The sequence below is a fragment of the Gordonia sp. PS3 genome (genome assembly GCF_041950545.1).
Classification (GTDB): domain Bacteria; phylum Actinomycetota; class Actinomycetes; order Mycobacteriales; family Mycobacteriaceae; genus Gordonia; species Gordonia sihwensis.
Genome location: NZ_CP169524.1, coordinates 3421012 through 3447507, shown reverse-complemented (window position 1 = coordinate 3447507; position 26496 = coordinate 3421012). Strand labels below are relative to the sequence as shown.

General features: G+C 69.5%; 22 protein-coding genes and 1 tRNA gene. 10 read left to right on the top strand and 13 right to left on the bottom strand.

What is annotated here, in order from left to right:
• Positions 1-15 precede the first annotated feature (15 nt).
• On the bottom strand, positions 16-1533 hold the full coding sequence (locus ACE11G_RS16010) for a DUF222 domain-containing protein (protein WP_375003060.1): 1518 nt from the start codon (positions 1531-1533) through the stop codon (positions 16-18).
• 157 nt (positions 1534-1690) lie between these two features.
• On the opposite strand from ACE11G_RS16010, the gene ACE11G_RS16005 reads away from it, so the two are divergent.
• A complete protein-coding gene (locus ACE11G_RS16005; RefSeq protein WP_039867662.1) occupies positions 1691-2260 on the top strand; it encodes a TIGR03086 family metal-binding protein in 570 nt (189 codons plus the stop codon).
• A 93-nt stretch (positions 2261-2353) separates the two neighbouring features.
• Positions 2354-2427 (top strand) — tRNA-Gly (locus ACE11G_RS16000).
• A gap of 328 nt (positions 2428-2755) precedes the next feature.
• Here ACE11G_RS16000 and ACE11G_RS15995 read toward each other — a convergent pair.
• The 3 genes from ACE11G_RS15995 to hutU are packed head-to-tail and all read right to left on the bottom strand — an operon-like array spanning position 2756 to position 6111.
• Positions 2756-3205, bottom strand: a complete 450-nt coding sequence (locus tag ACE11G_RS15995; RefSeq protein WP_375003058.1) for a hypothetical protein — start codon at positions 3203-3205, stop codon at positions 2756-2758.
• A gap of 32 nt (positions 3206-3237) precedes the next feature.
• Positions 3238-4434, bottom strand: a complete 1197-nt coding sequence (gene hutI, locus ACE11G_RS15990) for an imidazolonepropionase (protein ID WP_375003056.1) — start codon at positions 4432-4434, stop codon at positions 3238-3240.
• A gap of 3 nt (positions 4435-4437) precedes the next feature.
• Entirely contained in the window at positions 4438-6111 is a 1674-nt protein-coding gene (gene hutU / locus ACE11G_RS15985; protein ID WP_006896977.1) for a urocanate hydratase, read from the bottom strand.
• 207 nt (positions 6112-6318) lie between these two features.
• Here hutU and ACE11G_RS15980 point away from each other — a divergent pair, with 207 nt between their 5' ends.
• The 7 genes from ACE11G_RS15980 to ACE11G_RS15950 all read left to right on the top strand — a co-directional run bounded on the left by ACE11G_RS15980 (position 6319) and on the right by ACE11G_RS15950 (position 13684).
• On the top strand, positions 6319-9774 hold the full coding sequence (locus tag ACE11G_RS15980; RefSeq protein ID WP_375003053.1) for an NAD-glutamate dehydrogenase domain-containing protein: 3456 nt from the start codon (positions 6319-6321) through the stop codon (positions 9772-9774).
• A 50-nt stretch (positions 9775-9824) separates the two neighbouring features.
• Positions 9825-10583: a histidine utilization repressor gene (gene hutC / locus ACE11G_RS15975; RefSeq protein WP_278125953.1), complete on the top strand. Its 759-nt coding sequence runs from the start codon at positions 9825-9827 to the stop codon at positions 10581-10583.
• A gap of 127 nt (positions 10584-10710) precedes the next feature.
• Positions 10711-11046, top strand: coding sequence for a hypothetical protein (locus tag ACE11G_RS15970; protein ID WP_375003051.1), 336 nt, complete (start codon positions 10711-10713; stop codon positions 11044-11046).
• A gap of 5 nt (positions 11047-11051) precedes the next feature.
• Positions 11052-11183, top strand: a complete 132-nt coding sequence (locus tag ACE11G_RS15965) for a hypothetical protein (protein ID WP_375003049.1) — start codon at positions 11052-11054, stop codon at positions 11181-11183.
• Between the two features lie 81 nt (positions 11184-11264).
• Entirely contained in the window at positions 11265-11822 is a 558-nt protein-coding gene (locus ACE11G_RS15960; RefSeq protein WP_375003047.1) for a potassium channel family protein, read from the top strand.
• Between the two features lie 75 nt (positions 11823-11897).
• The gene (gene dcd / locus ACE11G_RS15955) at positions 11898-12464 is read left to right on the top strand and encodes a dCTP deaminase (RefSeq protein WP_006896972.1); all 567 of its coding nucleotides are present in this window, start codon (positions 11898-11900) and stop codon (positions 12462-12464) included.
• 65 nt (positions 12465-12529) lie between these two features.
• Complete coding sequence (locus tag ACE11G_RS15950) at positions 12530-13684, top strand: hypothetical protein (RefSeq protein WP_346076661.1); 1155 nt, start codon at positions 12530-12532, stop codon at positions 13682-13684.
• Positions 13685-13720: 36 nt separating this feature from the next.
• On the opposite strand, the gene ACE11G_RS15945 is transcribed toward ACE11G_RS15950, so the two are convergent.
• From ACE11G_RS15945 to ACE11G_RS15925, 5 genes are all read right to left on the bottom strand, one after another.
• Positions 13721-14485, bottom strand: coding sequence for a MerR family transcriptional regulator (locus ACE11G_RS15945; RefSeq protein ID WP_375003044.1), 765 nt, complete (start codon positions 14483-14485; stop codon positions 13721-13723).
• 43 nt (positions 14486-14528) lie between these two features.
• Positions 14529-15656 carry a PDR/VanB family oxidoreductase gene (locus tag ACE11G_RS15940; protein WP_375004177.1) on the bottom strand — a complete coding sequence of 376 codons (1128 nt, stop codon included), beginning with the start codon at positions 15654-15656 and terminating at the stop codon, positions 14529-14531.
• 5 nt (positions 15657-15661) lie between these two features.
• Positions 15662-16570, bottom strand: a complete 909-nt coding sequence (locus tag ACE11G_RS15935; RefSeq protein ID WP_006896968.1) for a metal-dependent hydrolase — start codon at positions 16568-16570, stop codon at positions 15662-15664.
• Between the two features lie 41 nt (positions 16571-16611).
• Positions 16612-18384 carry an SDR family oxidoreductase gene (locus tag ACE11G_RS15930; RefSeq protein WP_375003041.1) on the bottom strand — a complete coding sequence of 591 codons (1773 nt, stop codon included), beginning with the start codon at positions 18382-18384 and terminating at the stop codon, positions 16612-16614.
• A gap of 108 nt (positions 18385-18492) precedes the next feature.
• On the bottom strand, positions 18493-19746 hold the full coding sequence (locus ACE11G_RS15925) for a pyridoxal phosphate-dependent aminotransferase (RefSeq protein ID WP_006896966.1): 1254 nt from the start codon (positions 19744-19746) through the stop codon (positions 18493-18495).
• 92 nt (positions 19747-19838) lie between these two features.
• On the opposite strand from ACE11G_RS15925, the gene ACE11G_RS15920 reads away from it, so the two are divergent.
• Positions 19839-20714, top strand: a complete 876-nt coding sequence (locus ACE11G_RS15920) for an exodeoxyribonuclease III (protein WP_006896965.1) — start codon at positions 19839-19841, stop codon at positions 20712-20714.
• A gap of 26 nt (positions 20715-20740) precedes the next feature.
• Here the strand turns inward: ACE11G_RS15920 and ACE11G_RS15915 are convergent, their stop codons facing one another.
• From ACE11G_RS15915 to ACE11G_RS15900, 4 genes are all read right to left on the bottom strand, one after another.
• Positions 20741-22339 carry an acyl-CoA synthetase gene (locus ACE11G_RS15915; RefSeq protein WP_346076653.1) on the bottom strand — a complete coding sequence of 533 codons (1599 nt, stop codon included), beginning with the start codon at positions 22337-22339 and terminating at the stop codon, positions 20741-20743.
• Positions 22340-22416: 77 nt separating this feature from the next.
• A complete protein-coding gene (locus ACE11G_RS15910; RefSeq protein WP_006896963.1) occupies positions 22417-24639 on the bottom strand; it encodes an AAA family ATPase in 2223 nt (740 codons plus the stop codon).
• A 2-nt stretch (positions 24640-24641) separates the two neighbouring features.
• The gene (locus ACE11G_RS15905) at positions 24642-25652 is read right to left on the bottom strand and encodes a phosphatidylcholine/phosphatidylserine synthase (protein WP_006896962.1); all 1011 of its coding nucleotides are present in this window, start codon (positions 25650-25652) and stop codon (positions 24642-24644) included.
• Positions 25652-26368: a phosphatidylserine decarboxylase gene (locus ACE11G_RS15900; RefSeq protein ID WP_006896961.1), complete on the bottom strand. Its 717-nt coding sequence runs from the start codon at positions 26366-26368 to the stop codon at positions 25652-25654. Before ACE11G_RS15900 ends, ACE11G_RS15905 begins: the two co-directional genes overlap by 1 nt.
• Positions 26369-26496 lie beyond the last annotated feature (128 nt).

Genomic DNA, 26496 nt, shown 5'->3' with positions numbered 1-26496 from the left:
GTCCCGCGCGCCCGATCAGGCCGCGTGGTACGGACGGGATCCGGCTCTCGGCTGTGCGGGTTGCGTCTGCGGAGGTGGCTGGGGGAGTTCTCGTGGGTACAGGTGCCGTGCTTGTCCGGCGTGGTGGATGGGGTTCAGGCGCCAGGGGTGATTGGTGGTGGCTGGTCGCCAGGCCATGCGTCCGGCATCGGGTCCGTCGGTGAGGGTGGTGGTCTCCCATTGGCCGCGGTTGGTGCCGACGGCGCGGTTGTGGCGCCCGCACGCGGCGCCGAGAGCGTCGATGTCGGTGCGCCCTCCCGGGGTGATCCAGTCCGGTGCGTGATGGGCCTGAGTCTGCGCGAACGGGCGGTCGCAGCCAGGGGCGGTGCAGCCGCGGTCGCGGGCGAACAACGCCAACCGCTGCGCCTTGCTCGCACACCGCGCACCGCGGCCCTGGTAGAGGACCTCGCTGGTGTGATTCCGGAAGACCGCCAAATGCGGCACAGCCTCGGCGGCGAGCCGGACGAGTTCGCCGATCGGAACGCGGGTGCCGGTGGCGGTCAATGCGATGCCGGCGTGGGCGGCGAGTTCTTGGTCGGTGACGGTGATGACCAACTCGGCTGGTATCCGGTTCGGTGCTCCGAGTCCGCCGTGGGCGAGAACGTAATCACACAACGCCAGCAGTGCGTCGTGTGTGCGCTGAGCGGCGCTGCGCAGATCCCGGCCCCGCGCCGCCGCCAAAGCCTCGGCGTCGATGCCGTCGGCGTCGATGGTTCCAGTCGGCGAATCCGGGTCGGCGGGATTGTTCATCCCGGGTGCGGCCCAGGCGGTCAAGATCACCTCGAACTTCGCCCGCAACTCCGGAGTCATCGCGCCGCGCACTTTGCTCATGAGTTGTCGGTCTTGCGGGAGGATGGTGATTCCGCGTTGGCGTTGCCGGTCGACGTGATCGCTTTCCTGACCGTCGGGGTCCAGGTGAGCGAGCAGGCGGTCACCGACCTTGCCCAGATCATCCGGATTCAGTCCGGCCGCAGCGTGAGCGAGTTCGGCTTCGGCGCGGGCTTTGACCTCCGGCGAGATGCAGGCCGGTACTTTCGCCAGCACCGCGGAGATCACCAACGCGTGTTCGGCGCCGACGGTCCCGGCCGCGACCGCGGCGGCGGTGGCGGGCTTGCGTGGAGGCAGGGTTTCACCTTGGAAGTTGGAGAACTCGCCGATGGTCTCGGTCATCCGGAGCCGTCGACCCGCTTCGCGGGTTCCCAGCCGCAGCCCTTGTGAGAGGTATTGGTGTGGCTTCAGGTAGCCGGCGGTGCGGTGCGCGTTGCGGTCGGAGACCTCCACCAACAATCTGGACGAAACGCCGTCCCAGCGTCGCCGGATGCGTTCGGCGGTCTGTGTGTGGGCCAGCAGTTCCGGTTCGGTCTCCGGTGACAGGGAGGTCTCGGCGAGTTTGACCGCCGCGGCATCGATCAGGGCGAGTAGTTCGGCGGGCCGCCCCGGCAGCGCGCCGGTGGCGACGACAGTGGCGATCGAATCGGTGATCGGATCGGTCATCGCTGCCACCTCCCCCGAGTGTTTCAGCTGTTCAAACCATGTTTTCTTGAATACCTGAACGCTATCACTCAGGTCCGACAAAACTGGTCCGTGAGCGGTCGGTGGAGATGTCGGAAATCTTCAAGACCTCGGGAGTGTGTGGTCGTACCGTCGAATCATGGAAACGTCCACTGCCCTGAACCAGACCCTGAAGAGCCTCGCCGACGTTCTCGACGGTGCCTCAGACACTCCGCTCGACGCTCCGACTCCATGCAGCGAGTTCGACTTTCAGACGTTGCGGGCCCACGTCGTGGGGTGGTTGACCGCGTTCACCGACGGATTCACTTCAGACGACCATCTCTGCAGTGATCCGGGCGCGGTGTCTGTGGCCGGCACCGGCGGCGACCAGGTACGGGAGCTCGCCGAACGACTCGACGTCGTGCTGCCGGAGGCCGCCGCCGAACCGCTCCGAATCGGAGAGTCCGCGATGCCCGGAGACATGGCTCTGTCGATGATGTTGTGGGAGTACCAGGTTCACGGTTGGGACCTGGCTCGCGCGGCCGGGAGACCCTGGGCGCCCGCCGACAGCGCGCTGGAGGCTTCGCTGGAGTTCGCGCCCGGGATGCTCACCCCGGACTTCCAGGGCGAGGGCAAGGCCTTCGCGGCTAGCGTGCCGGTTCCTGAGACCGCCCCGCCGCTCGACAGGCTCGTCGGGTTGTCGGGCCGTGATCCGCACTGGACGGCCTGACGGAAGCCGTCACACCTGACGGCTTCCGGAGCGTCGGTCACTGCGAGTCGACGGCGGTTTGCTAGTCTTGGAGCCGCGAGATCGCCTCGCAGTGCCGATGTAGTTTAGTGGTAGAACATCAGCTTCCCAAGCTGAGAGTGCGGGTTCGATTCCCGTCATCGGCTCCACGAAATCCCCTGGTCAGAGTGCTTCTGGCCGGGGGATTTCGCGTTGCGAGGCAACTGTGAGTCAACATCTGCGAGTAGGTGCGGGCTCGCCCGCACCCGACTCCGGACGTCTCGATCGGACTCTGAGTCCACCGCATGGCGACACTCGACGAGTGCATCTGCGATCGCCGCACCAGGCGCGGTCTCAACGCCACGTCGTCGGGCGAGCTGACGCGGCGCCGACCCGCTGCCCCGACCATTCCTCGGACGGTCCGTACATCGCCCGCCGCAACGTATTCCGTCTGCTGTGACGGCTCGAGCATCCGGCGTCGGCCCCGCCTCCGCGTCCTCATGAGACGGACGGACATGGCGATGCGGCGACGGCGGTCTTGACCGAGCGGGAGCACACGTCTATACATGTATAGACAACGTGGTTGGTGTCACTTACAACGATGCTCATTGCGGACCGGCCGAGCCGCTCCTGGCCGGCTTCCAGCTCGCCGTCGGTGACAGCGACGTCGCCGGCGTCGAAGACGCTGATCGGTCCGGACAGGGCCATCGGCGCCAACGCGCGCCGCAGTGCACCGGGCCCCGTCGCCGCTCCGGTGCGGCCCTTGTTGCGGCGTACCCCTTCGTCGCTGGCGAAGCCGACGATCGTGGTGGGGGCGGGGGAGTCGGCGGCGGGCGGATCGTCGGCGACGAGCGGGCGCACCACGTGATGCCACCGCACATGCCCGGCACCCGGGCCGTCGTCTCGCTCCGACCACGGTTCGGGTGTCACATCCACGAGTCCGGTCATCGACATCGCTTGTGCCTCTCAATCTTCGGTTGTCAGTGTCGGGCGGGGACGAGTGCCCCGTTCTTCCACACCTCGCGGACCAGGGGAACTCCCGGCCGATAGGCCAGATGTATGTGCGACGGTGCGTCCAGCGCGATCGCGTCGGCGCGCGATCCCACCGTCAGCCGGCCGATGTCGTTGCGCTGCAAGGCCGCTGCTCCGCCGGCGGTGGCGGCCCAGACCGCCTCGTCGGGACTCATGTGCATCTCCCGCACGGCCAGCGCGATGCACAGCGGGATGCTCGTGGTGTAACTGGTGCCGGGATTGCAGTCGGCGGCCAGCGCCACGGTGACGCCGGCGTCGAGCATCGCGCGGGCGTCGGGGTATCTGCTGCTGCGCGTGCAGAAGTCGGCGGTGGGCAGCAGGGTCGCGACCGTGCTGCTCGCGGCCAGCGCTTCGACGTCGTCGGCGGTGGTGTGCGTGACGTGGTCCACCGACGCGGCGCCGAGCTCGACGGCCAACTGCGCGCCGGGGCCGGGGCCGAGCTGGTTGCCGTGCACTCGCGCGGTCAGCCCGGCGTCGATGCCGGCACGCAGCACCGCCTCGGACTGGTCGCGGTCGAACGCGCCGGTCTCGCAGAAGACGTCGATCCACTTCGCGTGCGGTGCGCAGTCGGGGATCATCCGCTCGCAGACCATCTCGACGTAATCGTCGGTGCGACCGGTGTATTCGGGCGGCGTCACGTGCGCGGCGAGCAGCGTCGTCTCACCGGTGTGCCGGCCCGCGACGCGAAGGCTGCGCATCTCGGTGTCGATGTCCTGCCCGTAACCGGACTTGCATTCGATCGTGGTGCTCCCGGCGGCGAGCGCCTCGCGCACCAGCCGCGCCATGTTGGCGTCGAGCTGGTCGTCGGAGGCGCCGCGGGTGGCGGCGATGGTGGTACGGATACCTCCCGCGCCGTACGGCTCGCCCGTCATCCGGGCCGCGAACTCCTCGGCGCGTTCACCGCCGAACACCAGATGTGCGTGACTGTCCACGAAGCCCGGCAGCACGGCGCGTCCGTCCACGTCGTAGCGGTGGTGCGCGGCGCCGTCCGGAACCCGGGCGGCGGGGCCGACCCACTCCACGACGCCGTCGCGGAAGACCATCGCGGCGTCGTGGAGCAGTCCCAGCGGACCGTCGCCGAGCTCCGGGCTGTTGGTGATCAACGTGCCGATGCCGGTGATGAGAACCGATCCGTCTGAGGTCATCGGTCAGCTCTCGGCCATCGGGATGCGCACGCCGCGGGTGCGCGCGGTCTCGGTGGCGTGGTCGTAGCCGGCGTCCACGTGCCGGATGACGCCCATGCCCGGGTCGTTGGTGAGGACCCGTTCGATCTTCTGCGCGGCGAGTTCGGTTCCATCGGCGATGCACACCTGACCGGCATGGATCGAGCGTCCCATGCCGACGCCGCCGCCGTGGTGGATCGACACCCAGGAGGCGCCGGACGCCGTGTTGACCAGTGCGTTGAGCAGCGGCCAGTCGGCGATCGCGTCCGAACCGTCGGCCATGTCCTCGGTCTCGCGGTAGGGCGAGGCCACCGAACCGGAGTCGAGGTGGTCGCGGCCGATGGCCAGCGGCGCCGACAGTTCGCCGCTGGCGACCATCTCGTTGAACTTGAGTCCGGCACGGTGCCGCTCTCCGTAACCGAGCCAGCAGATGCGGGCGGGCAGTCCCTCGAACTCCACCCGCTCACCGGCCATCGTGATCCAGCGCCGCAGGTGCTCGTTCTCCGGGAACAGTTCGAGGATGGCCTTGTCGGTGGCCTCGATGTCCTTCGGGTCGCCCGACAGCGCCGCCCACCGGAACGGGCCGAGGCCCTCCTCGAACAGCGGGCGGATGTAGGCCGGAACGAAGCCCGGGAACTCGAACGCCCGCTCGTAGCCGCCCTTGCGGGCCTCGTCGCGGATCGAGTTGCCGTAGTCGAAGACCTCGGCGCCGCGATCCATGAACCCGACCATCGCCTCCACGTGCGCGGCCATCGAGCGCTGCGACTCCGTGGTGAACCACTGCGGATCCTTCTGGGCGTACGTGTGCCAGTCCTCGAGGGAGATCCCGACGGGCAGGTACGACAGCGGGTCGTGCGCGGAGGTCTGGTCGGTGACGATGTCGATCGGGGCGTTCATCTCCAGCAGCTGCGGGAAGATCTCGGCCGCGTTGCCGAGCAGGCCGATCGACAGCGGTCGGCGCTCGTCGCGGGCCCTGGTCGCCAGATCGAGCGCCTCGTCGACGGTCTCGGCCTTCGCGTCGAGGTAGCGATGCGCGATCCGGCGGTCGATGCGGGCCGGGTCGCACTCCACGCAGATCGCGACGCCGTCGTTCATCGTGACCGCCAGCGGCTGCGCGCCGCCCATGCCGCCGAGGCCGGCGGTGAGGGTGATCGTCCCGGCCAGCGTGCCGCCGAAGCGCTTGCGGGCCACGGCACCGAAGGTCTCGTAGGTGCCCTGCAGGATGCCCTGGCTGCCGATGTAGATCCACGAGCCGGCCGTCATCTGGCCGTACATGGTCAGCCCGAGTTCCTCGAGCCTGCGGAACTCCTCCCAGTTGGCCCAGTCGCCGACGAGGTTGGAGTTGGCCAGCAGCACGCGCGGCGCCCACTCGTTGGTGCGGAAGACGCCGACCGGCTTGCCGGACTGCACCAGCATGGTCTCGTCGTCCTTGAGGGTCTTGAGCGTGGCCACCATCGCGTCGAACGCGGCCCAGCTGCGGGCGGCGCGACCGGTGCCGCCGTAGACGACCAGGTCGTCCGGGCGTTCGGCGACCTCGGGGTCGAGGTTGTTCATCAGCATCCGCAGCGCGCCCTCCTGCTGCCACCCGAGGGTGTTCAGCTCGGAGCCGCGCGGTGCGCGGACGGGGCGGGCTTCGTGGCCGGGCGAGGTGATGTCCATGAGAACTCCTGGTGTTCTGCGTCGTGTTTATCGGTGGTTGTGTACTGGCTCACGTTCTGCAAGTATGACTTGTATATTCCTGTCTATACAGATTCGTGTCAAGGGGCGGTTCCGAAACCGGTCCCGGGACGCGAGAAGTTCGACCACCCGAACGGACACGACGATCAGCCGGATGCAGCGTGGTCTCCGGCGGAAGGGTCCCTTGAAATGGACACCGCATCTCCCACCGACACCGCCGCCCTCGTCCACACCGACGCCGACCACACGGACGCCGGAGACACCGCCGCGGGCGGGATCGACGACGCCCTCGCCCGCGTCTTCCGCCGATGGGACGAGGCGGCCCTCGACGGCGCACAGACCGACATCCGCGACTCACTCGCACGGTTCGTCTCCGGGCTGCCCGCCGGGTACAAGCAGGACTTCGAGCCTCGGCGCGCTCGCGTGGACCTGGACGTTCTGGCCGGGCTCGCCGCCGGGGACCTGGATGTCCGCCTCGCCGCTGACCCGGCCGCGGCGGACCGGCACCGGCTGTCGCTGTACGTCGGCGGACAGCCGGCGTCGCTGGGCGACGTGATGCCGTTGCTGCAGAGTCTCGGCGTCGAAGTGCTCGACGAGCGTCCGTACGCGCTGGTCTCGCCGACCGAGGTGCCGTGCTGGGTGTACGAGTTCACGGTCCGCTACCCGAGCGCCCCGACCGACGGTTTCGAGGCCTTCGCGGCGCGCTTCGCCGCCGCCGTGCGGGCGCTGTGGCACGGACGGACCGAGCCGGACGCGCTCGGCGAACTGGCGGCCCGCGCCGGACTGCACTGGCGACAGGTGACCGTGCTGCGCGCCTGCGCCGAATACCTCCGTCAGGGCGGACTGCCGTACAGCAGCGCCTACGTCGCCGACGTCCTGCGCCGTCACCCGGACATCGCCGCGGGGATCGTCGGGCACTTCACCGCCCGGTTCGACCCGGCCGCCGCGACCGGCGACGGGGGCGAGGCCGCGGCGGCCGAGGTATCGGCGCTGATCGAGACGGTGCTCGGTCTCGACGAGGACCGGATCCTGCGCGCATTGGTCGACGTGGTGCGGAACACCGTGCGCACCAACTACTTCGCCACGCCCGAACGCGAGGCGCTGGCACTCAAACTCGATCCGCGCGCCATCGCCGAACTGCCGCAGCCGCGCCCGCGACACGAGATCTTCGTTCACTCACCGTCGATGGCGGGTGTGCACATGCGGTTCGGGGCGGTCGCCCGCGGCGGGCTTCGCTGGTCGGACCGGCGTGAGGACTTCCGCACCGAGGTCGTCGGTCTGGTGAAGGCACAGGCGGTGAAGAACGCGGTGATCGTTCCGGTCGGAGCGAAAGGCGGGTTCGTGCTGCGCCGCCCGCCCGCCGCGACCGGTGACGCCGAAGCCGATCGTGCGGCGCTGCGCGCGGCGGGCGTTTCCGGTTACCGCCTGTTCATCCGCTCGCTGCTCGACGTCACCGACAACGTCGACCGTGCCACCGGTGCCGTGATTCCGGCCGCCGGCCTGGTCCGGTACGACGGTGACGACGCCTACCTCGTGGTGGCCGCAGACAAGGGCACCGCGTCGTTCTCCGACATCGCCAACGAGGTGGCCGCCGAATACGGTTTCTGGCTCGGCGACGCCTTCGCCTCCGGCGGCTCGGTCGGCTACGACCACAAACAGATGGGCATCACCGCCCGCGGGGCGTGGCAGGCGGTGACCCGCCGATTCCGCGAACTCGGCGTCGACGTCGGTGCCGAGGACTTCACGGTCGCGGGGATCGGCGACATGAGCGGCGACGTCTTCGGCAACGGGATGCTGTGCAGCGAACACATCCGGCTGGTCGCGGCCTTCGACCACCGGCACATCTTCCTCGATCCCGACCCGGACGCCGCGTCATCGTACGCGGAGCGGCGGCGGCTGTTCGAGCTGCCGCGGTCGTCGTGGGCCGACTACGACAGTGCGCTCATCAGCGCGGGAGGCGGGGTGTGGGAGCGCGGCGTGAAGTCCGTGCCGGTCAGTGCGCCGGTGCGCCGGGCACTCGGCCTCGACGAGTCCGTCACCGAACTGACCCCGCCGGAGCTGATCCGGGCGATCCTGTGCGCACCCGTCGACCTGCTGTGGAACGGCGGCATCGGCACCTATGTGAAGGCGGGCACCGAGTCTCACGCCGACGCGGGGGACAAGGGCACCGACGCCGTGCGCGTGGACGCCGGCGACCTGCGCGCCCGTGTGATCGGGGAGGGCGGCAATCTCGGCCTGACGCAGGCCGCCCGCATCGAGTTCGCGCGCGGCGGCGGCAAGGTCGGCACCGACGCCCTCGACAACTCCGCCGGCGTGGACTGCTCCGACCACGAGGTGAACATCAAGATCCTGCTGGACGACCTGGTGGGCGCCGGTGAGATCGACGCCGAAGCGCGGGCGCGGTTGCTCGTGGCCATGACGGACGAGGTCGCGGCATTGGTACTGGCGGACAACGTCTCCCAGAACGCGGTGATCGGTACCGCCCTCACCGAGGCGCCGGCGCAACTCGGAGTGCACGCCCGGCAGATCGCGGCACTGGAGGCCGCAGGCGCGCTCGACCGCGCATTGGAAGTGCTGCCGGACCGCGCCGAGATCGCCGCTCGCAAGCGGGCGGGGGAGGGCCTCGCCGCCCCCGAACTCGCGACGCTGATGGCGCACGTCAAACTCGAACTGAAAGAGCAACTGCTGGCAGGCGACCTCGTCGACCACGACGTCTGCGTGCCGATCCTGCGCGAGTACTTCCCCCAGCCGCTGAACCGCGCGCACGCGGACGCGATCGATCGGCATCGGTTGCGCCGCGAGATCATCGCGACCGAACTGACCAACCGCGTGGTCGCGGGCGGTGGCCTCGCCTACGTCTTCCGGCTCGCCGAGGAGGTGGGGGCGTCCACGGACGACGCCGCGCGGGCGTTCGTCGTGGTGACGGAGGTGTTCGGGTTGCCGGAGCTCTGGTCGCGCATCGGTACGGCCGATGTCCCCGCCGCGGTCGCCGACGAACTCGTGCTGGTCTCCCGGCGGCTGCTCGACCGGGCGGCGCGCTGGATGCTGAATCGTCGTCCCCAGCCGCTGGCGGTCGGTGCCGAGATCGCGCGGTTCCGCGAGCGGATCGCGAGGGCGTCGGAACTGCTCGGCGGCTGGCTGGTGGGCGCCGACCGCACCAACCTGCACGACCGTACGCGCGCGATCGCGCGCCGCGGTGCGCACGAAGACCTGGTGCGCGACGTGGAGTTGGTGCTGGATCGGTTCGGTCTGCTCGACGTCGTCGAGATCGCCGACCGGTCCGGATGCGAACTGTCCGTCGCGGGGGAACTGTACTTCCGACTGTGCGAACACGTGGGCCTGGTTCCGCTGCTCGGCAGGGTGTCGGCGCTGCCGACGGAGAGCCGGTGGGACACGCTGGCGCGGCTGGCGCTGCGGGATGAGTTGTACGACAGCGTGCGCGTCCTGACCCTCGACGTTCTCATGCACTCGGTGGCCGGCGACGGCCCCGAACGGATGATCGCGGACTGGGAGGAGCGCAACGGGTCCCGGCTGAGCCGGGCGCGGGCCGTGCTCGACGAGGTCGCCCGGATACCGGTCTCCGCCGACCGCGGGCTGGCCGCGCTGTCCGTCGCGTCGCGGCAACTGCGACGGATGGCCGGCTGAGGTCGGTAGACTTCGTGGGCCGGTGAGATCTCGAGGAACAGGGGCGGTCGATGGCAGTGGTCGAACTCGACGCGGACCTCGCGGCTCTGTTCGACGAGCCCGGCGGCGAGTCGCTTCCCGCCTACGAGCGCGTCAAGCGGTTGGTCTCGGCTCAGATCCGGTCGGGCCGGTGGTCCGAAGGCGATCAACTGCCGTCCGAGAACCAGTTCGTCAACGCGCTGGGGCTCTCCCGGATGACGATCAACCGGGCACTGCGCGAACTCACCGGCGAGGGGCTGATCGTCCGGATGATGGGCGTGGGCACCTTTGTGGCGGGAACGAAGGCGCCGTCGCCGCTGTTCGAGGTGAAGAACATCGCCGACGAGATCCAGCAGCGCGGGCACCGGCACCGCACCGAGGTGGTGCTGGTGCGCGAAGAGAAGGCCACTACCGCGTCCGCGCCGTTGAGCGAAGCCGTCGGGGTCGCCACGGTGTTCCACTCGGTGCTGGTGCATTTCGAGGACGAGACGCCGATCCAGGTCGAGGACAGGTTCGTCAATCCTGCCGAGGCGCCCGACTATCTCGCGCAGGACTTCACCGAACTCACGCCCAACGATTACCTCAGCCGTGTGGCTCCGCTGGTCCGGGGAGAGCATGTGGTGGAGGCGGTGCTGGCCAGTCCCGAGGAGTGCCGGCTGCTGCAGATCGAACGGTCCGAGCCGTGCCTGCTGATCCGGCGCCGGACCTGGTCCGAGCACGGACTGGTGAGTGTGGCCCGGCTGATCCATCCCGGCTCGCGAAATCGGCTGGAGGGCTCGTTCACCCGCTGACCGTTCGGCTGTGGGGGCCACGGTGGAGAACCCGAGCGGGTACGCCGTCCGAATGGTCGCTCTCGCGGCGAGAGGTCCGTCCCGATTAGGTTCGGATCACCGCGATCGGCTACCCACCGGAGACTCGATGACTGAACCACCGCCCGGCGGCCACCCGTCGTGGGGACCCGGCCCGTCGCCGCTTCCGCGGCCGCTCGCATTCGGAATGCTGCCGCAGGGGCCGTACCTGAGCGAAGGGGTGGCGATCATGTGCGGCTTCGCGATCTTCAATCCCGTGCTCGCCTCCTCGGCGATCAGCGTCGAGGTTGACGGATACGAACTGGCACCGGTCAAGTGGGGCCGGATCGAAGTCCCCGTGGTTCCCGGAACGCATCGTTTCCGGGGTTCATCCGACGCGGCGCCGAACGCAAGCACCTCGCCGAGTGCACCGGTGAGGTCCGTGCGGGCGAATTGCTGGAGCTGACCTACATGTTCCCCCGGTTCGGTGGCGTGCAACTGTATTCGACGCCGACCGCGGCGGAGTCGCGGCGTGCGCTGCTGGTGTACTTCGCTCTGGTGGCGGTGATCTGGGCGCTGCTCTGGGGCGTCACGCTGCTGTGAGTTGCTGCGAGACAGGCGCGGACACCGGGCGGTTCGGCGATTCTCTGCGCCTGGTCCGCCGCGCGTGGTGCGATTGATTCGATGAACGATTCCGGCACCGCGCCCCATCGAACGAGCCACGTGGCCGCGGCGTTGCTGCGGCCGCTCGGAGCCGCGGCGGTCCTCCTCGCGGGCTACTTCCTGCTGCCGATCGGCAGCGACAGCACCTGGCGGGTGCCCGGGATGATCGTCGGCGTCGCGCTGCTCGGCGGCTTCTGCGTATGGGAGGTCCGGCACTTCCTCCGGTCCGACCACCCGGTCGCGACGGCGATCGAGATGCTCGCCGCCGTGATCTGCTTCTACATCGTCTCGTTCTCGGCGACCTACTACCTCTTCAGCGAGTACGCGCCCGGTTCGTTCAACGAGGCCCTGAGCAGAGTCGACGCCCTGTACTTCTGCCTGACGGTCTTCACGACCACCGGATTCGGCGACCTGGTCGCGGTATCGCAGAATGCGCGGATCGCCGTATCGGTTCAGATGGCGAGCAGTTTGATCGTGCTCGGTCTCGGTATCCGCTTCGTCAGCCTCCTGGTGCGCGACCGAGTCTCCGGCGGTCGCCGGCTCGACGAGTACCGGCGCCGGCAGCGGGACGAGCAGTGACGTCACCGCCGCCCGGTGCGCTCCGCACTCCCGACCCTCGATGAACTCGGCCTTCATGCTCTAGTCTGAGGAATCGTGCTGCTATCAGACCGCGACATCCGTGCCGAGATCGATGCCGGGAACCTCGGCATCGACCCGTTCGACCCGGGCCTGGTCCAGCCGTCGAGTGTGGACGTACGACTGGACTCGCTGTTTCGCGTCTTCAACAACACCAAGTACACGCACATCGATCCCGCGAAGCGGCAGGACGAGTTGACCACCTTGGTCGAACCCGCCGAGGGCGAGCCCTTCGTGCTGCATCCGGGCGAGTTCGTCCTCGGCTCGACCCTGGAGGTGTGCTCGCTGCCCGACTTCCTCGCGGGCCGTCTGGAGGGCAAGTCGTCGCTCGGCCGATTGGGCTTGCTCACGCACTCTACCGCGGGCTTCATCGACCCGGGCTTCTCCGGCCACATCACGCTCGAACTGTCGAACGTGGCGAATCTGCCGATCACGCTGTGGCCGGGAATGAAGATCGGCCAGCTCTGCCTGTTCCGGTTGACCAGCCCCGCCGAGAGCCCGTACGGCTCCGCGTCGGTCGGGTCGAAGTATCAGGGGCAGCGCGGGCCGACGCCGTCGAAGGCGTACCTCAATTTCCAGAGATGAGCCGGAGCCGGCACCGGCGGCACCGGTGCGGGTGACGGGTTCGAATCACCACTAGGAGAGTCGTCGTGACGGGCCCGCTCAGCCGACCGCCGGCCTGGCTGGCGGACTTCGACCTGCCCGGCGACCCGACGGGTGCGGTGATCGCCCTCGATCTGCGTCCCACCGGACTGTGGGCCGCGCGCATCGAGAACGGTGCGGTGATCGCGTCCGAGGTCGAGGAGCGCATCCACCCCGACGTGCTCGACGCCAGAATCGCCGCGTACCTGCGCGATACCGGTCGCGTCGACGCTGCGGCCCCGGAGGTCTTCGCCGAGCTCGTCACCCTGGTGGGCCGGGCCCGCGCCTCGCTCGCCGGACGCGACAGTGCGCTCATCCTCGGAGACGAGCACATCCGGGTGCTCACGCTGACGCTCGACGACGTCGTCGAGGCCACCGTCCCGGAGGCGAATCGCGCCCACGGAATGGTGGTGGAGCTCGCGGGCGCCCTGCCGGTCGATGCGATCGCGCTGGGGCCCGGCGACACCGCCTGGCCCGGGTTGTCCGAGTCGCTCACCGAACGCGGCTTCTCGGTGATCGCACCGGGCGACGACTTCCCGGCGACCTTCGGCGGTGACGACGAGCCGACCGAGACGCTCGCTCCCGTCCCCGCACCGCCGCCGATCCGCGCGTGGGATGCCGGCGCCGCGGACCCCGGGCTGATCGACCCGGCCGACTACGGACTGGATCGCTTCGGCAACGCGCTGCCGGACGTGTACGACGATGCCGAGGGCGCCGAGGAACCACCTGCCGAGGAGCCGGCGCCCGCGGACGCGGCCGTCGAACCGCAGCCGGGTATGAGGGGCCGGATGATCGTGGTGGCGGCGCTGGCGCTGCTCGCGATCGGGGGCGGCGGCGTGGCGCTGGCGATGAATGCTCATGAGACGTCGGGGCCCGACCGGAGCGCAGCGGAATCGGCGACCCGGCCGACTGCCCGGACCTCGAACACCGCGTCCGAGCCGGTCCGGGTGCCCGGCTCGGTGGATCCGCGCGATGTCGCCGCGGCGCGGGCGCCGCTGGCCAGGTACACCACGCCTCCGCCGCCCCCGCCGCCGCCCAAGACGACGCGGCGCACGCCGACGGAGGCGCAGACCGGCCCTGCGCCGCCGGCTCCGCCCCCGGAGAACCGGCGTCGGACGATCCCGAACCCGATACCGGGTCTCCCGCCGATCGTGATCGGGTAGCGCGGTCTCACGCGGCCCGATCCGAGACGGTCGCCTTCAGCTCTCGCGCTGGTCCCGGCGTTCGCGGGCGACGGCCAGGTAGTCGTCGAGCTGTCGTGCCAGTTCGCGGTCGAGCGCGCGGTAGAGCGTGTTGTGCGCCGCCACCCGGCCGGTGACCTTCAGCTCGCCCAAGAAGGTGGACGCCCAGTCCGACTCGGCGCCGCTCTCCGGGATCCAGCCGTCGAAGCGGCCTTCGGTGATGGCGCGGCGGCCGGCGCTGATCAGCGTCTTTGCGGCACGGTCCATGTCCTCGTCGAGCTGTCGCTGCAGGTCGAGGATGTACGGCAGCGGTATGCCGATCTGCATCAGACGCTGGTAGGCGTCGATGGTCTCGACGTCCTTGATCATGTACTGGCGGGGCGGGTCATCGTCGCCGATCGGCTCGATGAGCCCGAACTCGCGGACCCGGCTCAGCAGCTTCGGATCGCTGGTGTTGAGCTTGGCGTGCAACTCGGCGGCGGTCACGGTGTCGGTGGGGGTCTGCGACCACGGCCGCGACACCACCTCGCGCAGCCCGAGCGACTCGGCGATGTCGTCGCCTGTCTGCACGCGCTTGAAGAAGTCGCCGATGTGCGTCATCGTGAAGCCGCGAGCCAGCAGATCGTTGATGACGCGCAGCTTCGCCAGGTGCTCGTCGCTGTAGATCGCTATCCGGCCGCGGCGGATGGGACGCGGGATGAGTCCCCGATCCTGGTAGCCGCGGACGTTGCGGGTCGTCGTTCCCGCGGCCCGTGCCAGATCATCGATTCGGTACTCGGTCATGGGGTGCATTGTTCCAAACCCCGGACCGGTGCCGGAGCCGTCCTCACATCTCGACGGTCAGGGAGTCGGAACGGCACCGGGACACGCACGGGAGGAACCAGCCATCCTCCCGTTCGGGTCCGGTCAGCAGCGTGTCACGATGATCCACCTCGCCCGCGCTCGTCTTGAGCCGACAGGTGCCGCAGAATCCCTGCTGACAGGAGTACGGGACGGCCGGATCCACCCGCCGCAGCGCGGTGAGCACCGACTCGTCGGCCGCGACCGTCTCCGTGCGTCCGGTGGAACCGATCCGGACTGTGAACTCGGTGCCGTCGAGGATCGGCGGCGGCGAGAAGCGCTCGAAGTGCAGCTCGATATCGCTGCGATCGGCCAGATGCGTACGCAGGCGCTCGAGCATCGGGACCGGACCGCAGCAGTACACCGACAGCCCCGCGTCGCCGGCCGGGACCGGTCCCACCAGTTCGGCCATGCCCGGCAGCCCGTCGACGTCGTCGGTCCGGACCGTCACCTTGTCGCCGTACCGGCTGAGCTCGTCGATGAACGGGATCGAGTCGGCGGAGCGGCCGGAGTAGATCATCGACCAGTCGAGTCCGTAACGGTCGGCCATCGCGATCATGGGGAGGATCGGGGTGATGCCGATGCCCGCGGCGACGAAGCGCAGCGTGCGCGCCGGCGATCCGTAGCCGGGCAGAACCAGCGGGAAGGCGTTGCGCGGTCCCTTGATCTGGATCGAGTCACCGACCCGCAGACCGTCGTGCACCTCGATGGAGCCGCCACCGCCGTCCGGGATGCGCCGGACCGCGATGCGGTAGGTGCGCCGATCGCCGGGATCGCCGCAGAGCGAGTACTCGCGCATGCGGCCCGACGGCAGGAGCAGATCCAGGTGCGCGCCGGGATGCCACTCGGGCAGGATCGAGCGATCCGGCGCGGCGAAGGTCAAGGCGATCACGTTCTCGTCGACGGCCACCACCTCGCGGTCGACGATGTCGAGGGTCATGACGCCGTCGTTCGCGGCCGGATCGCGCAGCGGCGAGATCGGCCGCCAGAACGGGAACCAGACCTTGCCGACCCCGGTGAGCAGCCTCATCAGCGGGTCGCGGCGGAACCGGCCGTACAGGTGCGGCGGTTCGGTGGAGAGGTCGGAGATGGGGCGTGCGGAGCCGTGCGTCATGATCGTCATGCCGCTCGACGAGCTCCGGGCGAGGAGGCCAGGAAGGCCACCGCCTGGGCGGTGTCGCCGATGTCGGTCGGCGCGAAGCCCGGTTTGAAGTAGGTGAGCGTCGCGAGCGCGAGCTTCGAGAGCTTCGGGAACACTCCGGCGCGTGAGTCGCGCACGTAGCTCCGGACGTACAGGCGGGTCTTCGCCACGACTGACTTGTCGGCGACCGTCGGATCCTGACTGTTGATGAACCGGAAACCGCGAGCCATCAGCCAGATCAGGAAGGGGAAGGCCAGCGCCATCGCGCGAGCGCGGCGGAGCGGACTGTCGGCGAAGTACGCGGCGGCGTCGTGCGCCACCGCACGGTGCTCCACCTCTTCGGCTCCGTGCCAGGTGAACATGTCGGTCATCGCGGGGTCGGCGCCGTTCTCGGCCCACGTGCAGTTCAGCGCGAAATCACCGAGGATCGCGGTGTAGTGCTCGATGGCGGCGATGAGCCACAGGCGTTCGATCAGGTGCTTGCGCTTCTGCTCGGCGTTCCCGTCGCGAGGTCCGAGCACCCGCCGGAAGATCCACTCCATCTGCTGCAGGTAGCCGGTGGGGTCCACGCCGTGTCCGCGCAGCCAGTTCTCGACGGCCCGGTCGTGAACCTCGGCGTGCATCGCCTCCTGCCCGACGAATCCGCGCATGTCGGCGGCGAGCGCCTCGTCCTTGATCAGAGGCAGCGCCTCGTTGAAGGTCTCGACGAACCACCGTTCGCCCTCGGGCAGCAGCAGGTTGAGGACGGTGATCATGTTCGACGACATCGGGTGGCCGGGGATCCAGTGCAGCGGAGTCTCCGACAGATCGAATGCGACGTTGCGCGCGTGGAGTTCGATCTTGCCGGGATCGGTGTCGGCGGTGGAGTGTGTGTGCCCGGTGTTCATCTGTCCCTCCGGTTCTAGAGAAGAGTCCTGTTCGAGGTGGATCAGCCTGCGATCTTCTGACGGGCGCCGATGCGCGCCGCCCACGGGAAGAAGCGGTAGACGCGGTAGCCGAACTCGGCTTCGGGCGTCACCGGCACCACGGCCTTGTTCTTCGCGATGGCGGCGACGATGTCGCGCGCGACCCGGTCGGGAGTGAAGTTCCGCTTCTGGTAGAACTTGTCGACCTTCTCGCGGGCCGCCGACTCGTCGGCGGCCCCGGCGTACTCGGTGTTCGCGGTGATGTTGGTGTGCACGATGCCCGGGCAGATCGCGGTGACCCCGACGCGGTGCTCGGCGAGTTCTGCGCGCAGCGACTCGGAGAACATCAGCACACCGGCCTTGCTCGCCGAGTATAGGCCGAGGTCGCGGGAGAGGGTGAAAGCCGCGGCGGAGGCCAGGTTGACGATGTGTCCGCCGACGCCGCGCTCGGCCATCTGCCTGCCGAAGGCGCGGCTGCCGCTGATGACCCCGCGCAGGTTGATGGCGAGGAGCCGGTCCACCTGTTCGTCGGACGCGGCCAGCGCCGATCCGGCGAGGGCCACGCCCGCGTTGTTGACGACGATGTCGGCGACGCCGTGGGCAGCGCGCACATCGTCGGCGAAGCGGGTCACCGCGTCGGTGTCGGAGACGTCGAGCCGGTAGGCGGTGGCCGGGACGCCCTTGGCCTTGCACGCGATCGCGGTCTCCTCGGCCGAATCCAGGTCGATGTCGGCGAGGACCAGTTCGGCGCCGAGATCGGCCAGGGCATACGCCGTCTCACGTCCGATGCCGCTGCCCGCGCCGGTGACGACGGCGAGTTTGCCGATCAGTTCGCGCGCCGGCCCGTCGACGCGGGCACGGTCGATGGTGTTGGGGGACACCGGTGCGCCGCCGGCGATGGTCTCGATGAACTCGATCGCCGTGTCCGCCAGGTAACCGGGGTTGGTGTACGGGAGCCAATGGCCGGTGGCGGTCCGCTTACGCCAGAGCCTGTCCGCGTGGGTGTGCGTGCGTTCGTAGATCGCCGGACGCAGCGCGATGTCGCGATCGTTCACGACCTCCAGCACCGGCACTCGGGTCGGCCGGGGCTCCGGATTCGCCAGCTTGCCGCGGATGTTGGCTCGGTACAGCTTGAGCCCGCTGATCATGTCCTCTCGCAGCGTCGGGCCGAACCGAGCGTTCTCGCGCGGGGTCCCCTCGACGAGGTGGAGGAACTCCGTCCAGACGCGGTCGGATCCGAAGGTCCGGAAGAACAGGTCCGATGCGCCGGGGACCTGGAAGAACGCGGTGTAGGCCGACGAGGCGACCTGGGAGAGCGCCTGTGCGACGCCCCGCGGCGTGGGCCGTGCCATCTTCGCGCGAGCCCACTCGCCGAGGTAGTCGAGGTTCGGGCCCGACACGGAGGTGAACGAGGCGATCACGTCATCGGCGCCGGCGGTGGTGACCGTCTCCCAGGCCTGGACCGAACCCCAGTCGTGCGCGACGACGTGTGTCGTGCCGTCGGGGTTCACGGCGTGGCACACCGCGAGCATGTCCTGCGCCAGGGCGTCGAGACGGTACGACTCCACCGCTACCGGACGCGTGCTGTCGCCGAACCCCCGGGTGTCGTATGCGTAGACGCGGAAATGCTCCGCCAGCCGCGGCGCCACCAGGTCCCACAGGTGGTGAGTGTCGGGCCAACCGTGCACCAGCAGCACGACCGGCTTGTCGGGCGTGCTCTCGCCGGGTGTGCCGTACGAGAAGGTCGCGAGATCGACGTCGCCGTTCGTGACGTTGAAGCGGTGCCAATCGGCCATGGGCGTCTCCATCTGTCGGTGTGACAGATTTGACGTTACCAGGTGTCACATCTAACTGCTAGCAGCAGTTAGCGTCTGTTTTTCCGCTGGTCAGGGCGTCGGAGCCGGTCATTGTCGGTACGACGAGAGGAAGTTGCCGATCCGTTCGATGGCCTCGGCCAGGTCCTGGGCCCACGGCAGTGTGACGATTCGGAAGTGATGGGTGTCGGGGAGATTGAAGCCCGAACCCTGAACCACCAGGATCTTCTCCTGCAGCAGCAGATCCTGGACGAACTGCTCGTCGTCGTGGATCTGGTGCACCTCCGGATCCAGGCGCGGGAACGCGTACAGCGCCCCCATCGGCTTCACGCAGCTGACGCCCGGGATCTCGTTGAGCTTCTCCCACGTCACATTGCGCTGCTCGAACAGCCGGCCTCCGGGGGCGGTGAGCGCGTCGATGCTCTGATAACCGCCGAGCGCCACCTGGATCGCGTGCTGTGCGGGGACATTGGCGCACAGTCGGGTGGAGGCGAGGATCGACATACCCTCGATGAAGCCCTTCGCGTGGTCCTTGGGGCCGGTGCGAACCACCCATCCCGCTCGGTAGCCGCACACCCGGTAGGCCTTCGACAGGCCGTTGAAGGTCAGCACCAGCAGATCGGGGGCGAGGCTCGCGATGTTGATGTGCTCGGCGTCGTCGTACAGGATCTTGTCGTAGATCTCGTCGGCCAGGATCAGCAGCGAATGACGGCGTGCCAGATCCACGAGGCCCTCGAGGACCTCTCTGGAGTAGACCGCGCCGGTCGGATTGTTCGGGTTGATCACGACGATCGCCTTGGTGTTCGGCGTGATCTTCGACTCGATGTCCTCGATGTCCGGATTCCAGCCGTTGTCCTCGTCGCACCGGTAGTGCACGGGCGTGCCTCCGGACAGTGCCGTCATCGCCGTCCACAGCGGATAGTCCGGTGCCGGGATGAGCACCTCGTCGCCGTTGTTGAGCAACGCCTGCATGGTCATGGTGATGAGCTCGGAGACGCCGTTGCCGAGCAGGACGTCGTCGACGTCGAAGTAGGGGAAGTCCGGAATGGTCTCGTAGCGCGTGACCACCGCACGCCGTGCCGACAGCACGCCCGCCGATTCGGAGTAGCCCTGCGAGAACGGGAGGGCGTGGATCATGTCGCGCATGATGACGTCGGGCGCCTCGAAGCCGAACAGTGCGGGGTTGCCGATGTTCAGCTTCATGATCCGGTGTCCTTCGGACTCCAGACGGGACGCGTGCTCGTGCACTGGCCCGCGGATCTCATAACAGACGTTCTGCAGCTTCTCGGACTGTTCCAAGGGGCGCAGGTTCAGATTCTGGTGCGACACGTGGGGGCGGCTCATGGACTCATTCTGTCAGCCCCGGGCAACCGAATAGAATTCCGCGCCCGGGGGCGGCGGATGCCGCCCGCGGAGAGCTCGGGCATTCTGGGGCCGTGGCATCCGAGGAACTGACCGTGGTCTCGTTCAACGTCAACGGCATCCGTGCGGCGCGACGCCGCGGCTTCGACACGTGGCTGGCAGATCGGGCACCGGATGTGGTGGGACTGCAGGAGCTCCGCTGCCCGCCCGAGGAGATCGGCGAATTCCCCGGCTACACGGTGTCTTTCGACACGGGGACCATTCCGGGGCGCAACGGCGTGGCGATCGCGACCCGGCAGCCGCCGGCGTCGGTGCGGAGCTGGGCCACCGACCCGCCGCGGGCCCGCGGGCTGTCCGCGCACGCCTCGCACGGACGCTATCTGGAAGTCGACCTCGCCGATGAGCCGATCACGGTGGCCTGTCTGTACTTGCCGAAGGGCGGCTTGCCCGCGGAACTGCAGCGTCCCGGGAACATCCGGGAGAAGCCCGACGGCGGTGCGAAGTACCGGCGCAAGATGGCGTTCCTGGCCGGCTTCGCGCGCGAACTGGAGCGCAACCGACTCGCCGCTCGCCGCGCCGGTCGGGAGTTCCTGCTGATCGGCGACCTGAACATCGCCCACTGCGAGCACGACGTCACCAACTGGCGCGCCGCACGCAAGATGGAGGGGTTTCTGCCGGAGGAGCGCGAGTGGCTCGATCGGCAGCTCTCGCCGCGCAGGCTGATCGACGTGGTCCGGACACTGTACGGCGACCGGCCCGGCCCGCTCACCTGGTGGAGCTGGGCCGGGCAGTCGTTCGTGAAGGACGTCGGATGGCGCATCGACCACCAACTCGCGTCACCGGGGCTGGCGTCCCGGGCGCGATGGGTGACGGTCGACAAGGAGCCCTCGCCGGATGAGCGTCTGTCGGATCACGCGCCGCTGGTGGTCGGGTACCGGCGGCGGGCCTGAGACCGACACGCCGGCGCCGTGACGCGTCAGTCCTGCGAGGCCACCGCCGCATGCGCCGTCCGGAGGTCCTTCTTCAGGATCTTGCCCGACGGGTTCTTCGGCAGGGCGTCGGCGAAGATGACGTACTTCGGCCGCTTGTAACCGGCGAGGACGCCTTCGAGGTGGGCGTTCACGTCGTCCTCGGTCAGCTCGACGCCGTCCTTGCTCACGATCACCGCCGTCACCGCCTCGATCCACTTGGGATGGGGAACACCGAACACCGCGACCTCGGCGACGCCGTCGAGCAGGTAGATCGCCTCCTCCACCTCGCGGGAGGCGACGTTCTCACCGCCGGTTTTGATCATGTCCTTCTTGCGGTCGACCACCGAGAGGTAGCCGTCGGCGTCGATGATCCCGAGGTCGCCGGAGTGGAACCAGCCGTTTCGGAATGCGGCCGCGGTCTTCTCCTCGTCGTTGAAGTAGCCCAGACAGGCGTGCGGACTGCGGTGAACGATCTCGCCGACCTCGCCCGTCGGCACCGGATTGTCCTCGTCGTCGACCACGCGGGTCTCCACGTTGAGCGAGGCGCGGCCGGCCGATCCGGCGCGCTCGATCTGCTCGTGTGGTTGCAGGATGGTGGCCAGCGGACTCATCTCGGTCTGGCCGTAGAAGTTCCAGAGCCGGACGTCGGGCAGGCGCCGGCTCATCTCCCGCAGGACCTCGACGGGCATCGGCGAGGCCCCGTAGTAACCCTTCTTCAGCGAGGAGAGGTCTCGGGTGTCGAAGTCGGGATGGCGCAGCAGTGAGATCCACACGGTGGGCGGACAGAACAGTTTGGTGGCGCGGTGCGTCTCGATCGCGGCCAGCAGGGCCGCCGGCTCCGGGCTCGGCAGGATGATGCTCGTGGCGCCGAGGTAGACGTCCACCGACAGGAAGCAGTCGAGCTGGGCGCAGTGGTAGAGGGGCAGGGAGTGCACCTCGATGTCGTCGGCGGACATGCCGCCGTCGATGATGCACGAGACGTACTGGGACACCAGTGATTTCGAGGATAAGAGCACGCCCTTGGGACGAGACTCGGTCCCGGAGGTGAACATCATCCGCACCGGATCATCGTCTTCGACGAGAACGTCGGGGACCGAGGCGTCGTCGTGGGCGATCCAGGAGGCGACATCCTCCCAGCCGGCTGTCGTACCGCCGGCGAGGTTGATGACGCCGCGCACCGCGTCGCCGCCGGAGGAGGCGTCGACCGCCGCGCCGACGGTCTCCGTGAGCGCGTCTTCGGAGACGACGATGCGGGATCCGGAGTGCGAGAGGATGAACGCGATCTCGTCGACGCCGAGGCCGAAATTGATCGGCACCAGAATCGCGCCGAGCCGGGCCACCGCGAAGTTCAGCACGGCGAACTGCCAGCAATTGTGACTCACCAGAGCGAGGCGGTCGCCCTTGCCGAGTCCGCGGGCGGTGAGGGCGTTGGCGCAGCGGTTCACCGCGTCGTCGAACTCGGCGAAGGTGAGCGTGGTGTCGCCGTTGACGACGGCGGTCTTGTCCGGGCTGCGCAGGGCGGTGCGGCGTAGCAGTCCGCCGATGGTGTGCGAGCGGGCGACGTCGATCGCCCGCGTGGTCTCGACGCTGAAACCAGTGGTCACGTGTACTCCTCGGGAGGGTTACTGGGCATTCCCAGTAAGTGTCGCCCAGAAGTGACACGAATTACTAGGGCTTCCTACTAATTGTCTCGATCGCGGCGCTCGGCGTAGGCCTCGAGTTCGGCGACCTGCTGAGGATCCAGCGACGGCCGGACCGCTCGCCGGGCGGTCGCGACGTCGTCGGCGGTCACCGTCGCCGCGTCGATGTCCCGGCGCATGGCGGCCAGTGCCGACTCCCGCAGGACGGCGGCGCAATCGGCCGCCGAATACCCCTCCAGTTCGGCGGCGAGCGCCTCGAGGTCGACGTCCGGCATCGGAATGCTGCGGGCGGCGGCGCGGAGGATGTCGGCGCGGGCGGCGGCATCGGGCGGCGGCACGAAGACGAGGCGTTCGAGGCGTCCGGGCCGCAGCAGTGCGGGGTCGACGAGGTCCGGCCGATTGGTGGCGCCGAGGACGACGACGTCGGTGAGCGGCTCGGCCCCGTCCAGTTCGGTGAGCAGCGCGGCCACCACCCGATCGGCGACGCCGGAGTCGGTGGACCCGCCGCGGCGGGGCGCGAGGGCGTCGACCTCGTCGAGGAAGATCATCGACGGCGCGCTCTCGCGGGCGCGGTCGAAGAGGTCGCGGACGGCGCGCTCGGACGATCCGACCCACTTGTCGAGCAGTTCGGCGCCCTTCACGCTGTGGACCGACAGCCGGCCCGACGCGGCCAGTGCCCGGACGACGAAGGTCTTGCCGCAGCCGGGCGGTCCGTACAGCAGGACGCCGCGCGGCGGCTGCACACCCAGGCGGGTGAAGGTGTCGGGATGCTGCAGCGGCCAGAGCACCGCCTCGGTGAGGGCCTGCCGGGTCTCCACCATGTCGCCGACGTCGTCGAGCGTGATGGATCCGAGTGCCACGTCGGGGGATTCGAGTCGGGACGCCGGGCGGATCACGCCGAGCGCGGCATCGAGGTCGTCGGTGCGCAAGGCGGCGGGAGAGCCGTCGCGCGTGGCGCGCGCGGCCGCCCGCAGTGCGGCGTCGCGGGTCAGGGCGGCGAGGTCTGCGGCCACGAAACCGGGAGTGCGTGCGGCGACGGAGTCGAGGTCGAGGCGGCCGTCGGTGGGTGCCTGCGAGAGGATCGCACCGAGCAGTTTGGCGCGTTGGGCGGCGTCGGGCAGACCGATGGCGAGTTCGCGGTCGCACAGATCGGGCTCGCGGACCCGGCTGTCGAGGCCGGACGGGTCGGACGTGGTGGCGACGAGCGCGACGGCACCGTCGGCGACGGCGGCGCGCAGGTCCTGCAGGATCAGCGTCGACACCGGGTCGGCCTGTGCGGGCAAGAGCTTGTCGATGTCGGTCACCAGCAGCACACCGCCGCCGGTGAGCCGGCTCAGAGCGCCGGTGACGGCGGCGCGTCGGTCGTCGGCGGCGAGAGCGCCGGTGGAGGGCCCGTCGACCTCGACCAGCGGGCGGCGGGCGCACACGGCCCGGACCACCGTCGCCTTTCCGACTCCGGCGGGCCCCGAGACGAGGACGCCGAGCCGAGGCTGTGCGCCGAGGGCGCGCAGTACGTCCGGATTGTCGAGAGTCACCTGGAGCCATTCGCTCAGCCTGGCGACCTGCGTGTCGACCCCGACCAGTTCCGACACCGGTCGGACGTGCGCGTCCGGCTCCGCGGCGGTCGCGGTCGGGGCAGTGAGGGTGCTCGGAGTGGCCGGCGTCGCCGCGGCGGTCGGGGCCGGAGGCACCGCGCCCGGAGTCCGGGCGTCCGTCTCCCACAGGACCGCGGTGTTGGTCTGCACGCTCACCGGGCCGGCGGGGGCGGTGGCCGTCACGGTCAGCAACTCGTTGGTCCAGGTGATCCCCACCGAACGCGCGAGGGACCGGGTGGCCTCGGCGGCGGTGAGTTCGGGACCCAGATCGCGGGGCAGCAGCGAGACGGTGTCGCCGACGCTCACGACCTTGCCGAGCAGAGCCCGGCGCAGCGTCGCCTCGCTCACCGATGCACTCGCCAGCCGTGAGCCTCGGACACTCACGCGCGCGGCGCCGTGCACCACCACCGGTGCCACCGCGACCCCCGAGTTCTCGCGGATCCCCAGATTCGACAGCGTCAGGTCGTCGAGCAGGACCAGACCGGTGGGGGAACCGGGCGGCGCGGCGGCGACGACCGCCGCGCTCGTGCGCGCGCCGACCAGCGAGACAGCGTCCCATTCACGCAGCGACAGGGCGGCGAGCACCTCCGGATGCACCCGTACGATGCCGCGGCGCGAGTCGGCCGCGGAGGTGTTGAGCCGGGCGGTGAGCGTCAGCGTCGGGTTCACCGTCAGTCCTCGCGCCGCGCCGGGGGTCGGCGCAGACCCAGCCGCGCATTGGAACGCGCGGGGATCACTCGCCTGCGGGTGCCGTCCGCGACCGCCTGCCGGCGCTCGTCTCGGCGCTGGAGCCTGCGGTCGCGGGCGGGGGCCTCCCAGTGCTCCGGGTGCGCCGCCACCCAGCGCTGCGTGCGCCAGGCGAACGGGATGTGGATGAGGTAGGCGGCCACGCCGATCACCATCAGCAGATACGGGAACGTGAACAGCAGCGCTCCGGCCGCTGCGACCAGGAACAGCAGACCCGCCAGTGAACTCGGCCTGATCTTGACCGACTTGAGCGACAGGGTCGGGATGCGGCTGACGGCGAGGAACCCGATGAACAGCAGCCAGGCGCCGACCGCGGGCACCGACACCCACCATCCGTGACCGAAGTGCTGCTGCAGCCCGATCGGCAGCAGCGCCATCACCGCCGCCGCCGGCGCCGGCACACCGACGAAGTAGTCCTTGGTGTAGCTGGGCGCGCTGTCGTCGTCGAGAAGGGTGTTGAACCGGGCCAGTCGCAGGACCACCGCCACGCAGAACAGCAGCGCGAGCACCCAGCCGAAATCCTGCGCCGCAGAGCCCGCGTTGTCGCGCAAGACCACCGAGTACACGATCAGCGCGGGGGCGACGCCGAAGTTGATGGCGTCGGCCAGTGAATCGACCTCGGCACCGATCTTGGTCGAGGCGTCCATCATGCGGGCGACGCGACCGTCGAGTCCGTCGAAGACGGCGGCCAGGACCAGCAGACCCATCGCGAGGTCGACCTGGCCGGCATCGGCCGAACGCACGGCGGTGAGGCCGGAGCAGATCGCGAGGATCGTGAGCGTGGACGGGACCAGCATGCGTCCCGCGCGCGCCGACCGGGCGGCACGGGAGGCCCGCGAGCGGGCCTCGGGGTCGGACGACGGCGTCGACGTGCGGCGCCGCAGTCGTCTGCCGGACTTGTTGGTGGGATTACGGTGCGGACGGCTCCTGGCCATCAGGGCAGCTCCGCGACAACGGTCTCGGCGCCGACCGCGCGCTGGCCGAGTGCGACCCGGACGTCGCTGCCCTCGGGGAGGTAGACGTCCACACGCGAGCCGAACCGGATCAGTCCGTAGGTGTCGCCGAGACTCAGGACCTCGCCCGGGGCGGGTTCGCAGACGATGCGGCGGGCGAGAAGTCCGGCGATCTGCACCACGCCGACTCGCGGACCGGTTCCGTCTGGGCCGGTGGCGATGGTCATCGCGGTGCGTTCGTTCTCACTGCTCGCCTCCGGGAGGTCGGCGGACAGGAACTTGCCGGGGGTGTGCTGCACGGACAGCACCCGGCCGGCGATCGGAACCCGCTGGACGTGGACGTCGAAGACCGACAGGAAGGTGCACACACGCGGTACGGGCCGGTCGCCGAGCCCCAGTTCGGGCAGCGGCACGGCCTCGTCGACGAGGGCGATGGTGCCGTCGGCGGGCGCGACCACCAGCCCGTCGCCGGTCGGAGGCACACGGTTCGGGTGCCGGAAGAACAGCGCGGAGGCGCCCGCGGCGGCCCACGCAGGTCGCGCGATCCAGCGGTGCCTGCGGCCCAGCAGCGCGAGGGCGGCCGGGGCGGCGACGAACGGCACGCCCGCCGGATGCAGCGGTGGAACCGTTTCGCGGATCAGGTCCACGATGTGGGCGAGGCCTTCGCGGTCGTCGGGTCGGGCGGGACGTCGGGCCACCGGTTCTGCGCTCCTAGTTCGAGGTCGCTGCGTCGGGTCGTTCAGGTCGCAGCGCAAGTGCTTTCAGCTTAATCGTCCGCGGGCCGCGGGTCGCATCTCGTCGAGCACGCACACAGATCCCCGCTCAG